The organism is Komagataeibacter diospyri (assembly GCF_043995075.1).
GTDB classification, from domain to species: domain Bacteria; phylum Pseudomonadota; class Alphaproteobacteria; order Acetobacterales; family Acetobacteraceae; genus Komagataeibacter; species Komagataeibacter diospyri.
In genome coordinates this window covers 1744343-1764469 of record NZ_CP171836.1, presented here as the reverse complement: position 1 = coordinate 1764469, position 20127 = coordinate 1744343, and the positions used below count along the sequence as shown (strand labels likewise).

The 20127-nt window shown below is 62.0% G+C and carries 15 protein-coding genes; 5 read left to right on the top strand and 10 right to left on the bottom strand.

Going from position 1 to position 20127, the window contains the following annotated elements; all coding sequences use genetic code 11:
* Positions 1 to 275: 275 nt before the first annotated feature.
* A complete protein-coding gene (gene bcsA, locus ACE2AA_RS08360) occupies positions 276 to 4727 on the top strand; it encodes a UDP-forming cellulose synthase catalytic subunit (RefSeq protein WP_395372055.1) in 4452 nt (1483 codons plus the stop codon).
* A 17-nt stretch (positions 4728 to 4744) separates the two neighbouring features.
* Entirely contained in the window at positions 4745 to 8506 is a 3762-nt protein-coding gene (locus ACE2AA_RS08355) for a cellulose synthase subunit BcsC-related outer membrane protein (protein WP_395372051.1), read from the top strand.
* Positions 8507 to 8883: 377 nt separating this feature from the next.
* On the opposite strand, the gene ACE2AA_RS08350 is transcribed toward ACE2AA_RS08355, so the two are convergent.
* Positions 8884 to 9171 carry a hypothetical protein gene (locus ACE2AA_RS08350; RefSeq protein ID WP_395372050.1) on the bottom strand — a complete coding sequence of 96 codons (288 nt, stop codon included), beginning with the start codon at positions 9169 to 9171 and terminating at the stop codon, positions 8884 to 8886.
* Positions 9172 to 9486: 315 nt separating this feature from the next.
* Entirely contained in the window at positions 9487 to 12183 is a 2697-nt protein-coding gene (locus tag ACE2AA_RS08345) for a M16 family metallopeptidase (RefSeq protein ID WP_395372048.1), read from the bottom strand.
* Positions 12184 to 12268: 85 nt separating this feature from the next.
* Here ACE2AA_RS08345 and ACE2AA_RS08340 point away from each other — a divergent pair, with 85 nt between their 5' ends.
* Both ACE2AA_RS08340 and ACE2AA_RS08335 read left to right on the top strand, forming a co-directional pair.
* Positions 12269 to 13441: a serine hydrolase gene (locus tag ACE2AA_RS08340; protein ID WP_141260697.1), complete on the top strand. Its 1173-nt coding sequence runs from the start codon at positions 12269 to 12271 to the stop codon at positions 13439 to 13441.
* 54 nt (positions 13442 to 13495) lie between these two features.
* Positions 13496 to 14017: a hypothetical protein gene (locus ACE2AA_RS08335; RefSeq protein ID WP_141260696.1), complete on the top strand. Its 522-nt coding sequence runs from the start codon at positions 13496 to 13498 to the stop codon at positions 14015 to 14017.
* A gap of 145 nt (positions 14018 to 14162) precedes the next feature.
* Here ACE2AA_RS08335 and ACE2AA_RS08330 read toward each other — a convergent pair whose 3' ends face one another.
* The 8 genes from ACE2AA_RS08330 to ACE2AA_RS08295 form a co-directional block, all read right to left on the bottom strand.
* Positions 14163 to 14342, bottom strand: coding sequence for a DUF1674 domain-containing protein (locus tag ACE2AA_RS08330; protein ID WP_025439100.1), 180 nt, complete (start codon positions 14340 to 14342; stop codon positions 14163 to 14165).
* Positions 14343 to 14412: 70 nt separating this feature from the next.
* Positions 14413 to 15135 carry a c-type cytochrome biogenesis protein CcmI gene (ccmI, locus tag ACE2AA_RS08325; protein WP_141260695.1) on the bottom strand — a complete coding sequence of 241 codons (723 nt, stop codon included), beginning with the start codon at positions 15133 to 15135 and terminating at the stop codon, positions 14413 to 14415.
* A gap of 7 nt (positions 15136 to 15142) precedes the next feature.
* Positions 15143 to 15622 (bottom strand): cytochrome c-type biogenesis protein, encoded by a 480-nt coding sequence (locus ACE2AA_RS08320; RefSeq protein ID WP_141260694.1) that lies wholly within the window; start codon positions 15620 to 15622, stop codon positions 15143 to 15145.
* On the bottom strand, positions 15619 to 16191 hold the full coding sequence (locus ACE2AA_RS08315) for a DsbE family thiol:disulfide interchange protein (RefSeq protein ID WP_141260693.1): 573 nt from the start codon (positions 16189 to 16191) through the stop codon (positions 15619 to 15621). The genes ACE2AA_RS08320 and ACE2AA_RS08315 overlap by 4 nt, the downstream gene beginning before the upstream one ends.
* Complete coding sequence (locus ACE2AA_RS08310) at positions 16188 to 18167, bottom strand: heme lyase CcmF/NrfE family subunit (RefSeq protein WP_141260692.1); 1980 nt, start codon at positions 18165 to 18167, stop codon at positions 16188 to 16190. Before ACE2AA_RS08310 ends, ACE2AA_RS08315 begins: the two co-directional genes overlap by 4 nt.
* A 9-nt stretch (positions 18168 to 18176) precedes the next feature.
* Positions 18177 to 18707 (bottom strand): cytochrome c maturation protein CcmE, encoded by a 531-nt coding sequence (gene ccmE, locus ACE2AA_RS08305; RefSeq protein WP_141260691.1) that lies wholly within the window; start codon positions 18705 to 18707, stop codon positions 18177 to 18179.
* On the bottom strand, positions 18704 to 18850 hold the full coding sequence (gene ccmD, locus ACE2AA_RS08300; protein ID WP_141260690.1) for a heme exporter protein CcmD: 147 nt from the start codon (positions 18848 to 18850) through the stop codon (positions 18704 to 18706). The genes ccmE and ccmD overlap by 4 nt, the downstream gene beginning before the upstream one ends.
* Positions 18847 to 19650, bottom strand: coding sequence for a heme ABC transporter permease (locus tag ACE2AA_RS08295; protein ID WP_141260689.1), 804 nt, complete (start codon positions 19648 to 19650; stop codon positions 18847 to 18849). The genes ccmD and ACE2AA_RS08295 overlap by 4 nt, the downstream gene beginning before the upstream one ends.
* Positions 19651 to 19826: 176 nt before the next feature.
* On the opposite strand from ACE2AA_RS08295, the gene ACE2AA_RS08290 reads away from it, so the two are divergent.
* Positions 19827 to 20120: a YciI family protein gene (locus ACE2AA_RS08290; protein WP_010506782.1), complete on the top strand. Its 294-nt coding sequence runs from the start codon at positions 19827 to 19829 to the stop codon at positions 20118 to 20120.
* The last annotated feature ends 7 nt before the right edge of the window (positions 20121 to 20127 follow it).

Sequence of the window (20127 nt, the reverse complement as noted above, 5' to 3'; positions counted from 1 at the left end):
AGAATCCCGGGTGCTCATCATGCCGGATATGCAGGTCGATTCATTAACAATGGACCTATGTAAGAAGTATCAGAAGTATATAGTAGGAATATTATCCTTAAAGCGATATTCCATACAATTCTGTAATGAAAATTTTTTACTTCTCTAAAGCTGTTGACAAAAAATCATGATCAATTAAATGGTTAAAAAAATATTTCAGAAGCCCCGCTGGAATATAAAAAATAATAATCAATAATAAAACTAATATAATATTTTTTATTAGTGAATGATTGGTGATGTTTTCAAAAAAAACAATATATTTAATCCTGTCTTCAATTATTTTTGTAGTTCTGATGCTGATATCCTGCCTGACATATCTGTCAGTGGATCAGCAGTTCCTCGTCGCGATCGGGGGGATTGCACTGTTTTTTCTTGTACGACGGCACCATGGACGCTGGTCGCGCTGTTTCCTCATGTTCCTGTCCATTTTTGTGTCCAGCCGTTATCTGGTCTGGCGTTTTACCTCGACGCTTGACCTGTCGGGCGTGCTGCAGACCATCATGGTCCTGGCGCTGGCATTGGGAGAAATCTATACGACCATCCGTGTCGGGCTGACGTATTTCCAGCTGGCATGGCCTCTGCGGCGCAAGGTTCATCCGTTGCCGGAAGATACGGCGCAATGGCCGGTGATCGATGTCTATGTCCCGACCTATAACGAAGATCTGTCCATTGTCCGCACCACGGTTCTGGGCTGCCTTGCGCTGGACTGGCCCGCGGACAAGCTCAATGTCTATATCCTTGATGATGGCAGGCGGCAGGCCTTCCGTGACTTCGCGCGGCAGGTGGGGGCCGGTTACATCACCCGCATGCACAACAACCATGCGAAGGCAGGGAACCTGAACCATGCGATTGAAGTGACGACAGGCGACCTGATCGCGATTTTTGACTGCGACCACGTGCCGGTGCGCGGCTTCCTTAAAAAGACCATTGGCTGGATGGTGGCGGATCCCAATCTGGCGCTGCTGCAGACGCCACATCATTTCTATTCCCCCGATCCCTTTCAGCGCAACATGAGCCGCGGGCATGAAATCCCGCCCGAGGCCAACCTGTTCTATGGCCTGCTGCAGGACGGGAATGATTACTGGAACGCCACCTTTTTTTGCGGGTCGTGCGCGGTGCTGCGGCGCACGGCCATCATGTCCATCAATGGGTTTGCGACCGAAACGGTAACGGAAGACGCCCATACCGCCCTGCGCATGCAGCGTGATGGCTGGGGGTCCGCCTATCTGCGCGAACCCCTGGCGGCGGGGCTGGAGACGGAAACCCTGGGCATGCAGATCGGCCAGCGCATGCGCTGGGCCCGTGGCATGTTCCAGATGCTGCGCATTGACAATCCCCTGACCGGGCCGGGGCTGAAGTTCACCCAGCGGCTGTGCTATTTCGCCGCGTCCACGCATTATCTGTTTTCCCTTTCGCGGCTTCTGTTCCTGCTGGCGCCGCTGGGCTACCTGTTTCTGGGCGTGACCATGATCGCGGCCTCGCCCCTTGAACTGGCGGTCTATGCCCTGCCGCACCTGTTTCACACCACCATGACCATGTCGCACCTGCAGGGGCGGTGGCGCTATACATTCTGGAGCGAGCTGTACGAGACCGTGCTGGCGCCCTTTCTGGTGCGCATGACGTTCATCACCCTGCTGGCCCCGCACAAGGGCAAGTTCAACGTGACCGACAAGGGTGGACTGCTGGAGGAGGGATACTTCGACTGGCGCGCGGTCTATCCCAACATCATCATTGCACTGGCCCTGTTCGTCGGGCTGTGCAGTGGCCTGTGGTATGCGGTCGTGAACTATCACGAGACGCTGATCTTCCGCGCCATGCTGATGAACAGCATATGGATCGTGTTCAGCCTGACGATTGTCATGGGGTCGGTCGCGGTTGCGCGCGAAACCCGACAGCGCCGCCGCAACCACCGGGTGCGCGCCAAAATTCCGTTGCACCTGGTGCCGGAGAATCATGAAGTCCTTAACTGCCATACCCTTGATATCTCGATGGGAGGCTGCAGCGTTGGCCTGCATGCGACGGACCGGCTGGCGGTCGGGCAGGTCCTTACGGTCAAATGGGATCTGGGCGCGGGTCCGGCTGCGGTCAGGGCGAGTGTCATCGCGCGTGACGAAGGCCGTGTGCACCTGCAATGGGCCATGAATGACCTGGCGGAGGAAGAGGAAGTCGTAGGACTGGTGTTCGGGCGCAACGACGCCTGGACACAGTGGTCCGATTTTCCGCCTGATAACCCGCTACGTAGTTTCTACACGGTCGTACTCAGCATCCTTGCCCTGTTCCGCCCTGAACCGCGTGCCGCGAAGGGGCCGGAAACACCCGTGCCCCAACTGCCCGTGCCGGAAGCCGAACCTGAGGTGCGCCTGCCGAAGGAACGTCTGGTGGTCCAGCCCGACCATCGCGTGCGTATGCGAAGGGGCGCCACGGTTGCGGCCCTGTGTCTCATGCTTGGGGCAGGGGGTGTTGCGCGGGCACAGATGCCGCAGCCACCCGCGTCCGTGATGAACGGTAATGCGGTCGAGGCCTTTGATGATGCGCATATGGCTGCTGGCGATGTGGGCCGTGTGTCCCTTACCGAGGTCGCGACCAGCCGTACATTTATTGAACTGGGGCAACCCCGCCCCATGCTGCTGCGTGCTGTTTCCCCACTTTATGGCATGGATGCCGATGTGGGACGTGACAAGATCATCCGCAGTGCGCAACTGGTCCTGTCTGGCAGCGTACGGCGTCCTGCAGGTGTGGGGCAGGTGGCGCTGGCTGTCATGCTCAACAACCAGAACGTGGGTGTGGTCTGCCTGTCTGGCACGGGGACGTTCGGCCCGGTCACGCTGCCGGTCAGCCCGTTGTATTTCGATACGCAGAACCGTTTCAATTTCCGGCTGCTGACAGCAGCCAGTGAGGCGTTTCCCCCTGCGGCCTGTGGTCCCGACGCGCAGCCTCCAACGGGCGATGCGCTGGTGGTGCATGACCCGGACGTGCAGGTGTCGATTGCACCGGAGTCCGTGCTGTCATTCAGTACCGTGCGGCTGATCCCGCACCGGCTGCTTTCCGCGCTGCCCTATCCGCTGCTCGACCGGGGTGAGGCCAATGCCGTGCCCATTACGTTCGTGCTGCCTGCGGCACCCGGTGGCGACACGCAGGCCGCCGCGGCGATGGTGGCCTCATGGCTGGGCATGAGCATGCAGGACCGGCGTATCCATTTCAATGTTGCGGCAGGACTGCCCGCGCATGGCAATGCCGTTGCCATTGGCATGGGGCAGGCTGGTCCGTGGGGCAGTACCCCACCGGGGCCGGTCGTGGCGGAAGTGGCCAACCCGCATGATGCGTTTGGCACGGTGCTGGTCATATCGGGACGTGACGGGGCCGAGGTCACCACGGCGGCGCGTGCCCTGGCGCTGGGTCAGCAGGTGCATGTCGATACCGCCACCGCAATGCCGACCGCTGTTACCGTGTCACCGCATAGACCCTATGATTCCCCCACCATGCTGCCGACTGACCGTCCCGTAGCACTTGGTGAACTGCTGCCCGATGGGGTGCTGCGCCGTCCCGGTCTTGCACCCATGCTGGTGGAGATTCCTTTCAGCGTGCCGCCTGACCTGCATACATGGCGTTCGCGGCCGTTTACCGCCCGGCTCCGGATTGACGTACCCGATGGGGCACTGGTGAGCCGCTGGCAGTCGCATGTGGCCGTCATGCTCAACGGGACATTCCTGCATAACTATCCGCTGGTGTCGTGGTCGCTCAATCCGTTTGGCAAACGGGGCGGCGGGGTGGTGACGCATGACGTGGAACTCCCTTCGTGGCTGCTGGGGGAGCGCAATACGCTGTCGGTCTATCTGGATGTCCGTCCCCGCCATGTCGGGGCACAGGAGAACAATGCCCCGCTGATCGGGCTTGAGCCGTCCTCGATCCTGGATTTTTCGCACTCCCGGCACCTGGCCGCCCTTCCCAGCCTGAAGCTGTTCGTCACGACCGGCTTTCCATTCACGCGCATGGCGGACCTGTCACGCACCACGGTCATCGTGCCGCCTGATGCAGCAGCAGCTACGGAAAGCGCCTTTCTGGACATGATGGGCTTCTTCGGGGCGACCAGCGGCTGTCCCGTAACGGGCGTGCATGTCGGGACGACGGACATGGCGTACGGACCCGACCCGCAGGACGACCTGATCGTCATCTCCCCGCAGGGCCAGCTTGGCGCGGCGGCACAGGTGCTGGACCACGCAGGCTACCGTAATGGCGCGACATGGCGGGTGCAGGCAGGGCAGTGGATCAGCCATCTGTATGGCGCACAAACGACCGGTATTCCCACTACCTTTGATGAAGGCGCGCTGGTTGCGGCCCGCTCCCCCTATAGCCGGCATGGCTCGGTCGTGGCGGTGCTGGGCACCACGCCTGATACGCTGTCCGCCATGGTGCAGGACATGCGTGATCCGGCACGGATCGGGCGCTTCGCGGGGGACATGGTCGTGCGTCACGGGGCGCGACTGGATAATTATCGCACCGTCGGTGCCTATACGGTGGGCTACATGCCCGCATGGATGTGGCCGGACTGGTATCTGGGGGGGCATCCGCTGCTGCTTTACGCGCTGGGCATCGGGGCCAGTGTTGCGGGCACGTCCTGCGCCATGGTGCTTCTGCGCGGGCGCAGCCGCCGTCGCATCCAGAACGATGATCTGACTGGCAACCTGTGACGGAAGGACCTTATCCCATGTACGCTGCGCCTTCTGTACCGTATCGTAAAAGCCTGTCGGTCGGCACCATGCTCGGGGCGGTGTGCCGTCGCGTGGCGGTTGCGGGGACGCTTGGCCTGTTCGGGCCGTGGACGGGCGTGCATGCGCAATCCACCGTCGGCTATGCCGAAGGAATCGTCAACCAGCAGATGGAGGAAGGGTATTTCTGGATTCACCAGAATGAGGATACGCATGCCCTTCATGCCATCGAACGCGCCCTGCAGATCCAGCCGGACAATGTCGAGGCCCAGCTGATGCTGGGCGCGGTGCAGGTGCATCAGGGCGACAGTACGGCTGCCCGCGCCACGCTGCGCCGTCTTGAAGCAGTACATGGTCCGCCCCGGCAGCTTGCGGCCCTGCAGCAGTGGCTGACCCAGCCCCCTGTGGACAAGGCGGCACTGGGCCGCGTGCGGACACTGGCCGATCATGGCAATGTCACGCAGGCCATGGCGGGGTATCGCGCCCTGTTTCCCCAGCCCATCCTGCCCCCCGCGCTGGAGGTGGAATATGACAGTGTGCAGGCGGGCACGCCGTCTGGTTATGACGGGGCGCAACAACGCCTGCAGGCATTGCTGGACATCCTGCCGCATGATCTTGAGGCGCAGCTCGCGCTTGATAAGGCGATGAGCTACCAGCCTGCCACCCGCAGCCAGGCGCTGGACCGTATCCGGAAACTGGTTGACGCGTCCGATACGCCATCCGTGATCCGGGACGAAGCCATCCGGATGTGGCGTGGTACGCTGGGCTGGATGGGCACGGACCCGCAGGCGGTACCCTATTATCAGGCATGGCTGCGGTTTCGCCCCGATGATACGGAAATCCGGCAGAGGCTGGATCAGGCCAGCCATATGCAGCTTGTGCAGGCCGGTTTTGCAGCTCTTGCCAGCAATGATCTCGATCAGGCGGAAAGTGATTTCAATCACGCCATGGCGGGCCAGTCCCCCAATGCGGCTGCTATCGAGGGGCTGGGCCTTGTCGCCCAGCGTCGCGGCGACATGGACACGGCCCGCACCCTGCTGACACAGGCCAGCGCGCTTGCACCGGATAATGCGGACCTGCGCAAGGCGCTCGCGGGGCTTGATGCGCCGGGGGCTGATCCGCTGGTGGCGCGGATGTGGGCCCTTGTGTCCCACCATGATTATGAACAGGCATGGTCGCTGCTGTCCCGGATTGAAAGCCGGCATGGCATGATTGCCGATACAGCGCAGGCACGTGCCATCATGCTGGAAGCGCGGCATGATTATGCCCGGGCGGCAGTGGCATGGCACGACCTGCTGCGCCTTGCGCCGGGCAATGTAGTGGCCGAAGCTGGTCTGGCGCGTATCGCGCTTCGGGCTGGCAGGCTGGATGAGGCGACGCAATGGATCGCGCGGCTGCGTGCGGCGCATTATCCCGGCCTGCCCGCGCTGGACGCGCAGTTGCTGCAGGCCCGTGCACTGGCGACATCCGATCCCCGCCTGCGCGCCACCCTGCTGGAACAGGCCCTGCGGCAGCTACCTGATAACGGCTGGGATCACCTGCATCTTGCGCAGGCCCTGATCGCGCTGGAGCAGCCGGAGCGTGCCCGCACCATCATGGCCACGTTCTGCAATGCGGCCCATGGGCGTACCGATGCCCTGCAGGCCTGTTTCCTGTTCGCGCTGCAGGAACACGACATGCCCCATGCCGCGGACCTGCTGGCGGCCCTGCCACATGGGGCGCTGACACCGGACATGGCGCGTGGGGCGGCCCTTGTGGCCTTGTGGCAGCGTATCGGGGCCCTGCCCGCCGATGATGCGCAGGCCGTAGGCGTGCTGCGTACCCTGCCCATTACGCCGGACCCGGATGGGGCGCGTGGGGAGATGGTCATGACTGCCATGGTGCGTCGTCACGCCCCGGCCGCAGTGATGGCACAGGTGCTTGGGCAGGCCGCAGCCGCCAGCACCATGGCGGCCGATCAGGCGCTGGCTTACGCAGGACTGTTCATGCAACTGGGGGATATCGCCGGGGCGCAGCGCATGATTGACTGGCTGGATGGGCATGCGTCCCTGCTTGCCCCCCAGCAACGTGCGGCACGCCAGCGGATGGAAGAAAGCCTTATTATCGCGCAGGCGGATCGTGACGATCTGGATGGGCATCCTGACCGTGCGCGGCAGCTTGTTGATCCATTACTGGCGCAGGATCCGGATTCCGTAGCACTGCTGCTGGCCCGGGGGCGTATTGCAGCCAGCAGCCATGACCTGTCGGGTGCAATCGGATTTGATACGAAGGCCCTGCATCTGCAGCCCGATGACGAACTGGCGCAGGCCGCCATGGCCCGGCACGGTCTGGCCATGGGGCATGAACGTGCCGCGCGTGATATGGCTGACACGCTCATGGCGCGGCATCCGCAGTGGGGCGACACATGGGAAATCCGTGCGGAACTGGATGGCCGGGTCGGGCATGACCGTGCCCGTCTGCATGACCTGATTCAGGCCCGCAGGCTGGATTGCACGCCGCCGGAGGGCACGCATGAACCAGCACCCCAGCCCGATCCGGGCTGCGCACCGCAACGTCTGCGCGCAGATGATGAAAGGCCGGATATCAACACCAGCTTTGTTTTCGGCGCGGGTGCGCCCATGCCGGAAACCTACAGCTACAATCCCCGCCTGACTCCGGTCGAAAGCCTGAATGCGCAGCGGAATTACCTGTCACGCGCGCTGGTGCCACAGGCGGATGGCAATATTGAAATCCGCGACCGTTCCGGGCAGAGCGGGCTTGGTCACCTGACGGCCATCAATATTCCAATGACGGCGACAATACCGCTGTCTTCCACCCGGCAGTCCGTTTCCTTTTCCATCATGCCAAGCGTGCTGATGTCGGGCAATCCGCTGGCGCAGGGTCAGACCGCGCGGCAGTATGGTACGGTGGCAGGCAATGGCGTGCGCCCGGGTTTCCATGTACCGGGTGCCGTGGGCGGTGTGGCGCTGGGGGTGCATTACCGGCGGGACTGGATCGCGGCTGATGTCGGTTCGACCCCGCTCGGGTTCGTCACGTCAACGGTGTTGGGGGGTGTTGAACTGACCCCGAGGCTGACCAACACGATCAGCCTGCGCCTGACGGGGGAGCGTCGGGTAGTGAATGACAGCCTGCTGTCATTTGCCGGTGCGCGCGATCCCGGCACGGGGCGTGTATGGGGTGGGGTGACCCGTAACCGGGGGCATGGCCAGCTTGAATGGGGAACCGCGAAGTATAACGCCTATGCCGGTGGTGGTTATGCGGTGATGAAAGGCGTGAACACGGTTGCCAACCACGAATCCGAGGCCGGGGCCGGTGGCTCGGCGCAGGTGTGGCATGGGCGCGAAACCCAGCATCTGCGGATTGGCCTCGACCTGGTCTATTTCGGTTACAAGCGGAATACCTATTTCTTTACATGGGGACAGGGGGGCTACTTCTCCCCGCATGCTTTCATGGCTGCCCTTGTGCCTGTCACGTATGATGGTCATGCGGGCCGCTGGACATGGCTGTTCAAGGGGGAAGCGGGCTACCAGCATTATACCCAGAATGCGACGGGCATGTTCCCGCTGGGCGGCGGGGGGACCTATGGCCGCCAGTCCTATGCCGGGCAGAGTACTGGCGGTCTGGCGGGCAATGTCATGGCCCGCATGATCTATCAGATGACGCCCACGTTACGGATGGGGCTGGAGGGCGGCTATTCCCGATCCGGTAGCTGGGATGAGGCGCATGGCATGTTCATGATCCATTACGCCCCGGCGCAGTAAGGACATTGACTGCGTCGATCCGTCGCGGGCATGCGGGAAGGGTCATATCCTCTGGTACTGCAGACCATGACCCTGCCCGACGATTTCCCCATGGGCTGATGTGTAAAGCAGAACATAATCATGCAGTTCGGTATCTGCCAGAGGGACGATCTGGCTTGAAATACGGTCACTTCCATGGACTGACTGATTACAGGCAGCAGCTAATGGCTGAATATCTTCTTCTGATTGATGCTCTTCATAACGCAGGTGGCTGCCGTAAATATGAATGACGCAAAACCTGAAGCCAACAGTATTCGAGACATTATCTTCGATGGCGGGCAGCAGGAATTCATCCTGCCAGCTTCCTGTTTATTGATACGTCATATCCAGATGGTCGTTTAGCGGATACCTTCTTCCTGATAGGCCGCCTTGTCCGACAGATGTTTGATATGACGAATAAACGAACGGCTCGTCATTTTCTGTATTTCAATGTCCTGGACGTAAAAATCCCCGCAGGCCATCTGGGCCTGCCGGGTTGCTTTCATACCCAACTGGTTGAGAAGGTGCCGGGCGGTGACCCGGAAAATGTACCATCCATCCTTGATCGCAATATAGGAGATGTAGAATCTATGCGCACTCGCAAGCCACTTGCCCACAATTTCATTTTCCACGGCAGATATTTCCATGGGTTGCGCGTCTCCAGATCATTCCCTTGATCCTGCCTGTCCACCGAAGAATAGTAAATATGGATAACGATTATCTGTATTGCGTATTTTTCAATATGGTTTGTTCTTTACCATAAATTTACAATTGTTGTATTTTTAATGAATGTATTATTCTGGTAATGGAAGGAACAGGACTTGTAAGGTTCTGTTTGTCGGGGCCATGTGGTGCATCTATGCCACCCATCCCTGTTACCTGACAGGGATCATATGCCGTTGATATCGGGCCGTGCAGAACGCCGGATAGACAGGGCAGGCGTGGTCCTGCCCTGTCTGCCCTTATGGTGCTGCAGGTGGTCCCTTGATGATTTCCGCAAGGTCGGCCGGGCGGATCCATTTACGGAATGCATCACGTATGGCCATGGCATCCAGTGTGTAATAGGCCCGGGCCGCGATATCATTCTGGTTCAGTGGCAGGCCTAGGTCACTGAAATGCAGGTAGCCCGCCGCAATGGTGTCCAGACTGGCGGATTGCAGGGCCAGGCTACGCAGCATGCCCGCGCGGGCCATGGTCAGTTCGTCTTCGCTGACTGGCTGCATCTGCATTGCCATGATGTCATGGATGGCCGCATCGCGCGCCGCCGCAACCTGGTCGGGGTCCGCACCAAAGGAAATGCTGTAGGCGCTGCGGTGGCGTTTCCATGTCAGGTGACTGCGTATGGTATAGACATAACCACTGCGTACCCGCAGGTCGCGGTACAGGCGCGATGAAAAACCCGATCCAAGGATTTCATTACCAAGGTTGAGCGCAAAGTGTTCCGGGTTGGCGACATTCAGCGACAGGCTTTCGGGCAGGGAGACCGTAGCCTGGGTGCTGGACGGGTCGGGCACCTTTATCACGCTGGTATGACTGTCGGGACGCGGGGGCAGGTCAATCACGGGTGTCGGTCCGCTGGCACGCCATGCGCCAAACGTGTGCGATATCGCGCGGTAGGCGGCGGCGGGGGTAATATCACCGGTGATGACAATGGTGGTCAGGTCCGGCCTGTAGGCCGATTTCCAGAACGCACGGCAATCGGCCAGTGTCAGTTTCATCACCTCATCCGGCCGCGCCTGTCGCAGGGACGGGTCGCCCGCTGGTGATACCGCGCCCTGCATCGCGCGCTGGAACAGGTACTCGGGCGAATGCAGCAGGCCGGACAGGGACGCCGCCGTATTGGCGCGCACCACCCTGAACGCCTGTTCGGGCAGGGCAGGGTGCAGTTCATTTTCTGCCAGCAGTTCCAGACCCCGGTTAAAGTCGGGCGTCAGTACATTCAGGCTGAAATCGGTACCGGCATTTTCGCTGGCGGCAATATCATCAAATGCTTTCTGCAGCCCGACCCGGTCATGCGTCGTGCTGCCATAGCTGAACAGTTCATTCGTAATATCGGCAATGCCTTCCTGCCCCGGTGGTTCCTGCATGTCCTCGTTCTGGCGGATGGTGCCATACAGGTTGATGGTATGGCTGACGGAAGCAGGGCGGACTATCAGGTGCAGGCCATTGGGCAGGGTGTACTGCGCCGGCTGGACCGAGGCTTCGGGCGGTCGCAGTGCCCGCAGGCTGTCATTGGCCCAGCGGGGCAGGGGCACGGGATGGTCGGGTGTGCTGGCGAAGGACTCTGCGCCGCCAAATCCCTTGTCCGCAACCGGATGCCCACCATCACGCGGGGTCAGGATGGCGGTAATGGACTGCTGCGGGTCCAGCACCGCGCGGGCCAGACGGTTGACATCTTCCGGTGTGACAGCGGCAAAGGCGGCGGCTTCATCATCCGGGGATTGCAGGCCCATGACGGCCTGTGCTTCCGACCAGCTTTCCGCAAGCCCGGAAATGCTGTTGGCGGCAAAGCCTAGCTGCGCCAGTTCCTTGCGTTTGGCCGCATCGACCAGATCGGATGGTACGCCGTTTTCACGCAGGCTGCGCAGGATGTCCTGCATACGCGCCTGAAGCGGGGCAGGGTTACTGCCCTTGGGGAACGCCGCGATGGCAATGCCGATTCCGGCGTCCGCCTTGGTCACGAAATCGAAGCTGGACAGCAACGCGCGTCCCTGCGGCACAAGGTCATATAACGCGCCACGCTGGCTGCTCAGCACATCGGACAGGATCCGCGCGGTGGCATAGTCATGGCTGTTCTGCCCCGGCATCCGGCTGGCGATGGCAACAAGACCCACCGGGTAATCGGTCGGGAACTGCAGGGTCTGGGCATGCACGGGACCGGGGTGGATCTGCGGGCGGGCGGGCAGTCTGCGTGCCGGGATCGGGCCAAAGGTTTCGCGCACCATCGCCAGTGTGCGGGCGGCGTCCACATCCCCCGTTATGACCAGGATGGCGTTGTTGGGCGCATACCACTGCCGGTAGAACCGCCGCAGCAGGGCTGTATCCGTTCTGTCAAAGGACGGGCGGCTGCCCAGTGCGTCATGTTCATAGGGCGTGCCGGCAAACAGGATCGATTGCAGCCGGGCCAGATAGACATAACCGGGACTGGACAGATCGCGTGAGACTTCCTGCTCGATCGCGCCGCGTTCATGCATCCAGTCCTCGGCCGCAAGTGTCAGGCCATTCATGCGCATGGCTTCGATACGTAACAGAACGTCAAGGTTATCCGCGGGCGCGGTATAGAAGAACTGCGTTACGTTTTCCGTCGTGTCCGCATTGTAATCCCCCCCCAGCCGCGCACCGATGGCGGCCATCTGGTCACGGTCCAGCCCCTTGCTGCCACGGAACATCATGTGTTCCAATGCATGGGCCGTTCCGGGAAAACCCGCAGGTGCCGCAGATGACCCGACCATATAGTTGATTTCGGTGCTGACAACCGGCGCCAGCCGGTCGGGTACGATCACCACGCGCAACCCGTTGGGCAGCGTGGCCTGCAGCGGCGCTTCAGGCTGGGCAACGGTTGCGACCGGTGTGGCGGCGCGGGCCACGGGCGGTACCAGGCAACTGCCACATAACAGGAGGGAGAGGCATAATGTTTTGGAAAACAGGCGTGCTATCATACCCCCAGATTACGCTGCTTTGGCCATTGCGGCCAGTTCATGCGACCCCGGCCTGCCATAACGGCCTGTTATAAAGGATCGAACCATGTCCCGTGTCCCGGTGGAGAAGGCCAGCATGCGTGAACGCATCCGTCAGGTCATGGATACGGCCGTGGAGACGTCCCGGCTGGTTGGCGCCGTGGTCATGGTCGCGGTGGACGGGGAGGTTGTCGTGGTGGAAGCCGCGGGGCAGGCCGATCGGGAAGGCGGTCTTCCCATGCAGGCCGATACCCTGTTCCGCCTTGCCTCCCTGACCAAGCCGGTGGTGACCGCCGTCGTATTGGCCATGGTGGAGGAAGGTCTGCTGGACCTGCATGCCGCAGTGACCCGTTACCTGCCGCATTTCTGTCCTGCGCTGCCGGATGGGACCCCGTGCGAGATCACGCTGCACCAGTTGCTGACCCATACCAGTGGCCTGACCTACGGATTCGCCTTCCCGCGTGACGACAATCCCTACACCCGCGCGGGCGTATCCGATGGCATTGCGGAACCGGGGCTGTCGCTGGCGGATAACCTGTCCCGGCTGGCGTCAACCCGGCTGATCTTCGCGCCGGGGCAGGGATGGGCCTATTCGCTGGGGCTGGATGTAATGGGCGGTGTGATCGAAAAGGCATCCGGCCTGTCGCTGCCTGCTGCGGTGCGGCATTATATTGGCGCGCCGCTGGGCTGGCGGGACAGTGGTTTCATGCTGACCCCGTTACAATCCCCCGCCGCCTGTTATGCCGATGGCCGGCCCGTACCCATCCGGATGGGGGCGGAATATGTCCTGCCACGCCTGCTGCCCGGTGGTGGAATGGGGGAAATCCGCTTTGCGCCCGATCGCATCCGCAATCCGGAATCCTATCCATCCGGTGGGGCTGGCATGGTAGGGACGGCAGCGGAGTTCCTTGCGTTTCTTGAAGCCGTGCGCATTGGTGGCGAAGGCATGCTGTCGCCCGCATCCGCCATGCTGTTTGGACAGAACGCCATTGGCGATATTGATATGGGACCACTGGCGCGTGGTCGGCGCTTCGGTTATGGGGCTGCGGTCATAGCGGACCCGTCGCTTGCACGGACACCACTAAGCCCCGGCAGTTTTACATGGGGTGGCGTGTACGGGCATCAATGGGCGGTGGACCGTGCGCGGGGTATGAGCATCGTCATGCTCAGCAACACCGCGCTGGCGGGCATGGCGGGGGCATATCCCGATGCGGTGGTCGCCGCCGCCTGTGGCGCATGAGGGGCCTGTGGATGCGCCAGTGCTACGACGGATATGAGGATACTGGGAACTGTCATGTCATTTGGTGAACGCGTCAACCAGTTTGATGCCTGGCTGCTGGACCGGGTTTTCCAGCCTTTTGCCGACGCCCTGCCCGAACGCCTGACAGCCATGGAAATGGGCATGAGCTTTCAGGTCGGGTCCATTGTGCTGTCGGCTGCGTCCATTTCCGCCCTGCTGGTGCTGGAGGGCATGACGCTGGATAACCTGATCGCCAACGTGCTCGGCTGGTTTTTCGAGGTGGTCTTCTATATCGGCATCCATCGCATGCGCAGGCTGGTGAAACCGGGTTACCAGAACCCGTTGCGCGTCATGCTGGCGGGCATGCGGCCCATTTCCATCCCGTTTGCGGCCTATGCCTTCTATCAGGCGGTTACGGCGGACCGGGCGTATGAACTTGCCCTGTGGTTCAATTCCCTGTCGCAGCTTGTATTTGTTGCCGGGATCTACCTGATTTCATGCAACGTGCCGCCGCCGGGACACCGCGCACGGCAGGCGTCCTTCGGGCGCGGGCCGCTACCGAATGAAATAGGCTGACCGTCAGGGACGTTAAGAAGTTTCTGGTGAAGCTTTTCTCAAAAAGCGTTTGAAGAACGCCGTCTTTTTGAAAATTGGAAAATTGGAAAAAGGCGGTACCCAAAAAACTTTTGATTTTTGTCAGCGGGTTGCGCGGGCGTGCTTTTCAGAAATCCACGCACCGTCCTTTGACCGTCCAGTCACCGTAACGGGTCGGCTCCGGCCCCTTCGGGCCACCGACTTCATCCGCCTCGGCAGGCTGTTTCAGAAGCGCGGCTTCCTTGGCCGCTTCGTCCTGCGCCGTATCGGCGGCAGGGGCGGGGGAGGGGGTCTTGTCCTTGCTCATAATGACAGTCTCTGCCCAACCGCCCGAAACAGGCAAGCCAAAACGTCCGCATGGACGCCGGGGTAGCGCGTTATTGATGTTCGGACTGCGCGATGCGTTGCTGCACCGTCATCCGCCATGGCGCATTCGCGGGAGCTGCGTCCAGCGCGCGACGGTACAGATCCGCCGTTTCGGGGGAGATGTGGCCGCCATCGGCCATCATCTGTGCTTCTGCCGCGCGGGCGGCGACTTCAGGGTCGAAGCGCTGTTCTATGGCGCTACGCCATGCCTGGGCGGCGGCAGCGTAATGGTCGCGCCCGGCTTCGGCCTGACCCAGCAGCACATAACCCTGAAACAGGCTGGGATCACCCGCCGGGATCTGTTTCAACTGGTCGCGCAGGCGGTCGATGATCGCGTCATTGCGATGGTCCTCGCGCTGCAGTGCCACAAGGCGCGGGGCCAGCGGCTGGGCCGGAAGCGAAGGATGCCCGACCGTAAGATACAGCCCGATGGCTGCAACCGGCAGCGCGATCAGGGCTGCGGTAATGGCCCCGGTTGAGCTGCCCTTGCCCGCGACGAAGGTGGGCAGCATGTCTGTGCCCAGCAGCCGGCGCTGGATTTCCAGCCGCGCGCTGTCATGTTCGGACGGCGCGATCATGCCTTCGACCAGATCGCGTTCCAGTTCCGCAAGCTGCGCCTGATGCAGGACAAGGGCTGTCTCGCGTTCATCACGTAGCAGGGTCGTGCGACGGAACGAGATCAGCGCGGGCAACAGTGCGATCACGCCAAGCAGGCAGATACCAATCCAGATCATAAGACTCTCAGCGTGTTTCGGTCAGGTCGGACAGACGGCGGCGTTCTTCGTCCGTCAGGGGCGTGGGCGTTACCGTGCGGGGCCTGCGGAATGTCCACCACGCCACGCCTATGCCAATGCACAGCGCCAGCAGCGGCATGACCCACAGCAGCAGCGTGCCGATGGTCAGGGGCGGCTTGAGGCGAATGAAGTTACCGTAGCGGTTGACCATCCAGTCCATGATCTGCCGGTTGCTTTCCCCCCTGGCTACGTGTTCGCGCACCACATGACGCAGGTCACGGGCCAGATCGGCGCTGCTGTCCTCGATCGACTCGTTCTGACACACAAGGCAGCGCAACTGGGACCCGATGGCCTCGGCACGCTGTTCCTGCGCCGGGTCGGGCAGCATTTCGGACGGGTCATCCACCGCCATTGCCACCAGTGGGGCAAACAGCAGACAGACCAGCAGGGCAATCACGCCATAACGGCGCGGGGAATGTGTCTTCATGACTTCAGGCTGTCCGCCAGCGGCATGATCGTATTGGTGATCATGGTTTCGGTAATGGGCGAGGCCGTATGCCAGCGGATCACGCCGCCGGGGCCGATCAGGAAAGTTTCCGGCACGCCGGACACACCCCAGTCGATCGCGGCCAGACCGTCACGGTCGGCGGCGATGCGGGCATAGGGATTGCCCGCGCGCTGCACGAAGCCCAACGCGTGTTCGGGCTTGTCCTTATACGCAATGCCCCAGATCGGCAGGCGTTCCTTCAGTGCGTTCAGCACCGGCATTTCGGCAACACATGGGATGCACCACGACGCGAAATAGTTCACCAGCACCGGGGATTTCAGCGCACGCAGGTCCTGCGCGGAAAAGCCCTGTCCCGGTGCCTGATCCGGCAGGGCGAAATCCGGTACGGGACGGTTCAGCGCCGGGGCATGGATGTCATGCGGGTCGAACGACCCCTTTGTCATGCCCGACAGCATGCGCCAGAACCCCACGCCGACCCCACCAGCCACAACCAGCGGGGCCGCCATCAGCAGGCGGCGACGGGTGGGGGAAGAAGGCTGGCCGTTCATTGGATCACCATCACATCAACAGCTTTCGCCCGGCGCGGCGCACCGACACGCACGCGCCGGTCAGACAGCGACAGCGCGCCGCCAAAGGCCATGATCAGCCCACCCAGCCACATCCATGGTGCCAGCGGGTTGTAATGCAGGCGCAGCACATAGGTCGGGTTGGCGTCATCCCCATGCCTGTCGCCCAGCACGCCATAGATATCGGCCATAAGGTTGGTATGGATCGCGACTTCGGTCGTGGTCTGGTGCTGGCTTGCGAATGTGCGTTTGGAAGGATGCAGCGTCGTGATCAGTCTGCCATTGTGGCGGACCTCGATGGTGGCGACCAGCGCGCTGTAGTTCGGGCCTTCTGCCGGGTGTACGTCGGTCAGGGTCCAGGTGTCACCGGCCAGCATCTCGCTCTCGCCCACATGCACTTCCACAATGCGGTGGGCCGCCTGTGACATGCCGGCAATGCCCAGAACCACAATCCCGACACCGGCATGGGCCAGGGCTGCGCCAAACACGGCGCGCGGCAGGCTGCGTGCGCGCTGCCAGCTTTGCGCCAGTGGCTGGCGGAACAGGCGCAGGCGTTCGGTAATATCGGCAATGCTGGAACAGATCACCCACACGGCGGTCGCTGTCGCCAGCACCGGCAGGATGTCACGCATCCGGAAGGTAGCCAACACCAGCGCCACCAGCGCCACACAGGCCGCCCACCACAGACGGCGCAGTACCGGCCACATCTGTGCCCGTTTCCACGGTACCATCGGGCCAAAGCCCATGAACACCATAAGCGGTATGGCCAGCGGGATGGTGGTCGCGTCAAAGAACGGCTTGCCGACCGAAATCGTCTTGCCGAACAGAAGTGACATGAACGGTGGGTACATCGTGCCCGTCAGCACTACGGCACAGATCGAACACAGCAGGATGTTGTTCAGGACCAGCAGTCCCTCACGCGATACGGGCGAAAACAGCCCGCCTGTGGTCAGTTGCGGGGCGCGGATGGCGAACAGCAGCAGCGACCCGCCAATGACGAGTGCGAGCAGCCCAAGGATGAACACACCGCGTGCAGGATCATTGGCGAAGGCATGCACCGAATTGAGGATGCCTGAACGCACAAGGAACGTGCCGGACAGCGAGAAGGAAAACGTGCCGATCGCCAGCAGCACGGTCCAGATCTTCAGCGCCTCGCGCTTTTCCACCACAATGGCCGAATGCACCAGCGCCGTGCCCGTCAGCCACGGGATGAGAGAGGCGTTTTCCACCGGATCCCAGAACCAGTAACCACCCCAGCCCAGCACGTAGTACGACCACCATGACCCCATGGCGATGCCACAGGTCAGGAAGCACCACGCCGCCACCGCCCACGGGCGTACCCAGCGGCCCCATGCCGCATCCACGCGCCCCTCGATCAGGGCGGCGATGGCGAAGGCGAAGGGAACGGCAAAACCGACATAACCGGTGTAGAGAATGGGCGGATGGAACGCGAGGCCGGGATCCTGCAGCAGCGGGTTCATGCCCTGTCCATCCAGCGGGGCTGGCCACACGCGGGCGAACGGGTTGGACGTGGTCAGGCAGAACAGTTCGAACCCTGCCGCAACGCCCCCCAGCACCGCGATTACACGCGCCTGCAGCGCGGATGGCAGGTTGCGGCCAAACAGCGCCACCGCGCCACCGCATATGGACAGGATCATCGCCCACAGCAGGACCGACCCTTCGTGGTTACCCCATACGCCGGTGATCTTGTACAGCAGCGGCTTGCTGACCGCGCTGTTGGCGGCCACGTTCTGCACGGAAAAGTCATTGGTGATGGCGGCGTGGATCAGGCACGCAAAGGAGGTGATTAGCGCGATCATCTGCCCCACCGCCAGCGCCGGGGCCAGCGCCATCAGGCGTGCATCGCGCCGGTTGGCCCCGATCAGGGGCAGGATGGCCTGTCCGGCGGCCATGCAGCATGCCAGCGCCAGCGCAAAATTTCCAAGTTCCGGGTTCATTATCGGATGTCAGTTTCCGTCAGGGGTCTGGGTGGCCGGTTTTTTCGTCTCGGCAGCCGTCATGGTGTTCCAGCTGGCCGCGTCCGGGGCCTTGCCGAAACGGGGATCCCACTTGCCGCTGCGGCGCAGTTCTTCCGCCACTTCCTTGGGCATGTAGGTCTCGTCATGCTTGGCCAGCACTTCGCTGGCGCGGAAGGTGCCATCGGGATTGACGGTACCCACGGCCACCACGCTCTGCCCCTCGCGGAACAGGTCGGGCAGGATGCCTTCGTAACGCACGGTCACGGCGGCCTGCCCGTCAGTTACGTCAAACAGGTTGACGGGTGAATCCTTCACCTTTTCGCGGCGCACGCTGCCCGCCACGACCATGCCGCCAAGGCGGATGGTCCGGTCGGCCGGGGGCGGCTTGGCATGGACCTGTGACGGCGCCATGAAGAAGACGATATTGGATGAAAAGGCGTTCAGCGTCAGTGCGGCGGCGGAACCAAGTCCGATCATGCACGCCACCACAAGCCACAGGCGTCGGCTTTTACGGGTCATGACGGCTGGCGTGTCCGGGGCTGTTCAATGGCGGCCAGGCGTCTGCGCGCGGTGCGCAGACGGATGGCGGCGTTGACGGACAGGACCGCCGCAACGCCAAGCGTCAGGCCATAGGCGGCCAGGATATAGGGCAGGTGGGTCATACGGCGGCACTGTCAGGCTTGGGGGCGGGATTGGCGGACTGGCGGCCACGGTTGGCGGCCAGGATCGTACGGATGCGGCTTTCCATGACCGATGCGCGCAGGCGGGCCAGCACGATCGCGCCAAACCCCAGCGTGAATCCCAGCGTGGTCAGCCCCAGCGGCCACAGCATGGAGGTGGACATGGTCGGCGCCCCCGTAACCGTGATGCTGTCGGGCTGGTGCAGGGTGTTCCACCACTGTACGCTGAACTTGATGATCGGCAGGTCAACGGCACCCGCCAGACCCAGTATGGCGGCGGCGCGGTAGCCCCGCTGCGGTTCGTCAAACGCGCGGATCAGCGCGATATGCCCCAGATACAGGAAAAACAGCACCAGCACGGATGTCAGGCGCGCGTCCCACACCCACCACGTGCCCCACATCGGCTTGCCCCACAGCGACCCGGTGGCAAGGCAGACAGCGGTGATGGATGCGCCCACCGGACCGATCTCCACCGCCGCGAGGTCCGCCAGCGGATGCCGCCAGACCAGTGACAGCAGTGAACAGACTGCCAGGCCCATATAGCCTGATGATGCAAGCCATGCAGTCGGCACATGCACATACATGATGCGCACGCTGTCGCCCTGCTGCCAGTCGGCGGGGGAGAAGAACAGTCCCCACACGATTCCGGCAATGGACAGCACCAGGGCAGGCCATGTCAGCCATGGCTGAAGCTTCGCCCCCATGCGCAGGAAACGGCCGGGGTTGGCGTAACGGTGAAAAAGGTTACCGGTTCGTGCGGTAAGGCTCTGCGTTGCGTTCAAGGTTGATCCATCCGTGCCCGGGGCACCTGTCCCTGCAATGAAAACGGTCAAGAAATTCGTGCCATCACCCTTGTGTGGGGGGGGGCTGGCGTTTTCCTGCTCTACACTATCGCGTTAAAAAAGACACGGCCAGTCCTGTCCCATCATGGTACGGTCGCGCCACAGGAGGAGAAAACATGCTGTTTGCGATCATTTGCACCGACAAGCCCGCCAGCCTCGAAACCCGCAAGGCAACGCGTGAACGCCACCTTGCGTATCTGGAACGCTGGAAGCGTCACATCATCCACGGCGGTCCGCTGCTGGACGCGGAAAACCGCCCCTGTGGCAGCCTGCTGGTGGTGGATGTGGCCGACCGCGCCGCGGCGGAAGGATTCGCGGTGGAAGACCCGTATGCGAAGGTCGACCTGTTCGAGAGCGTGGTGATCCGTCCGTTCCGTTCAGTTTTTCGTGATGGGCTTCGGGTGGAGTAAAAAAACG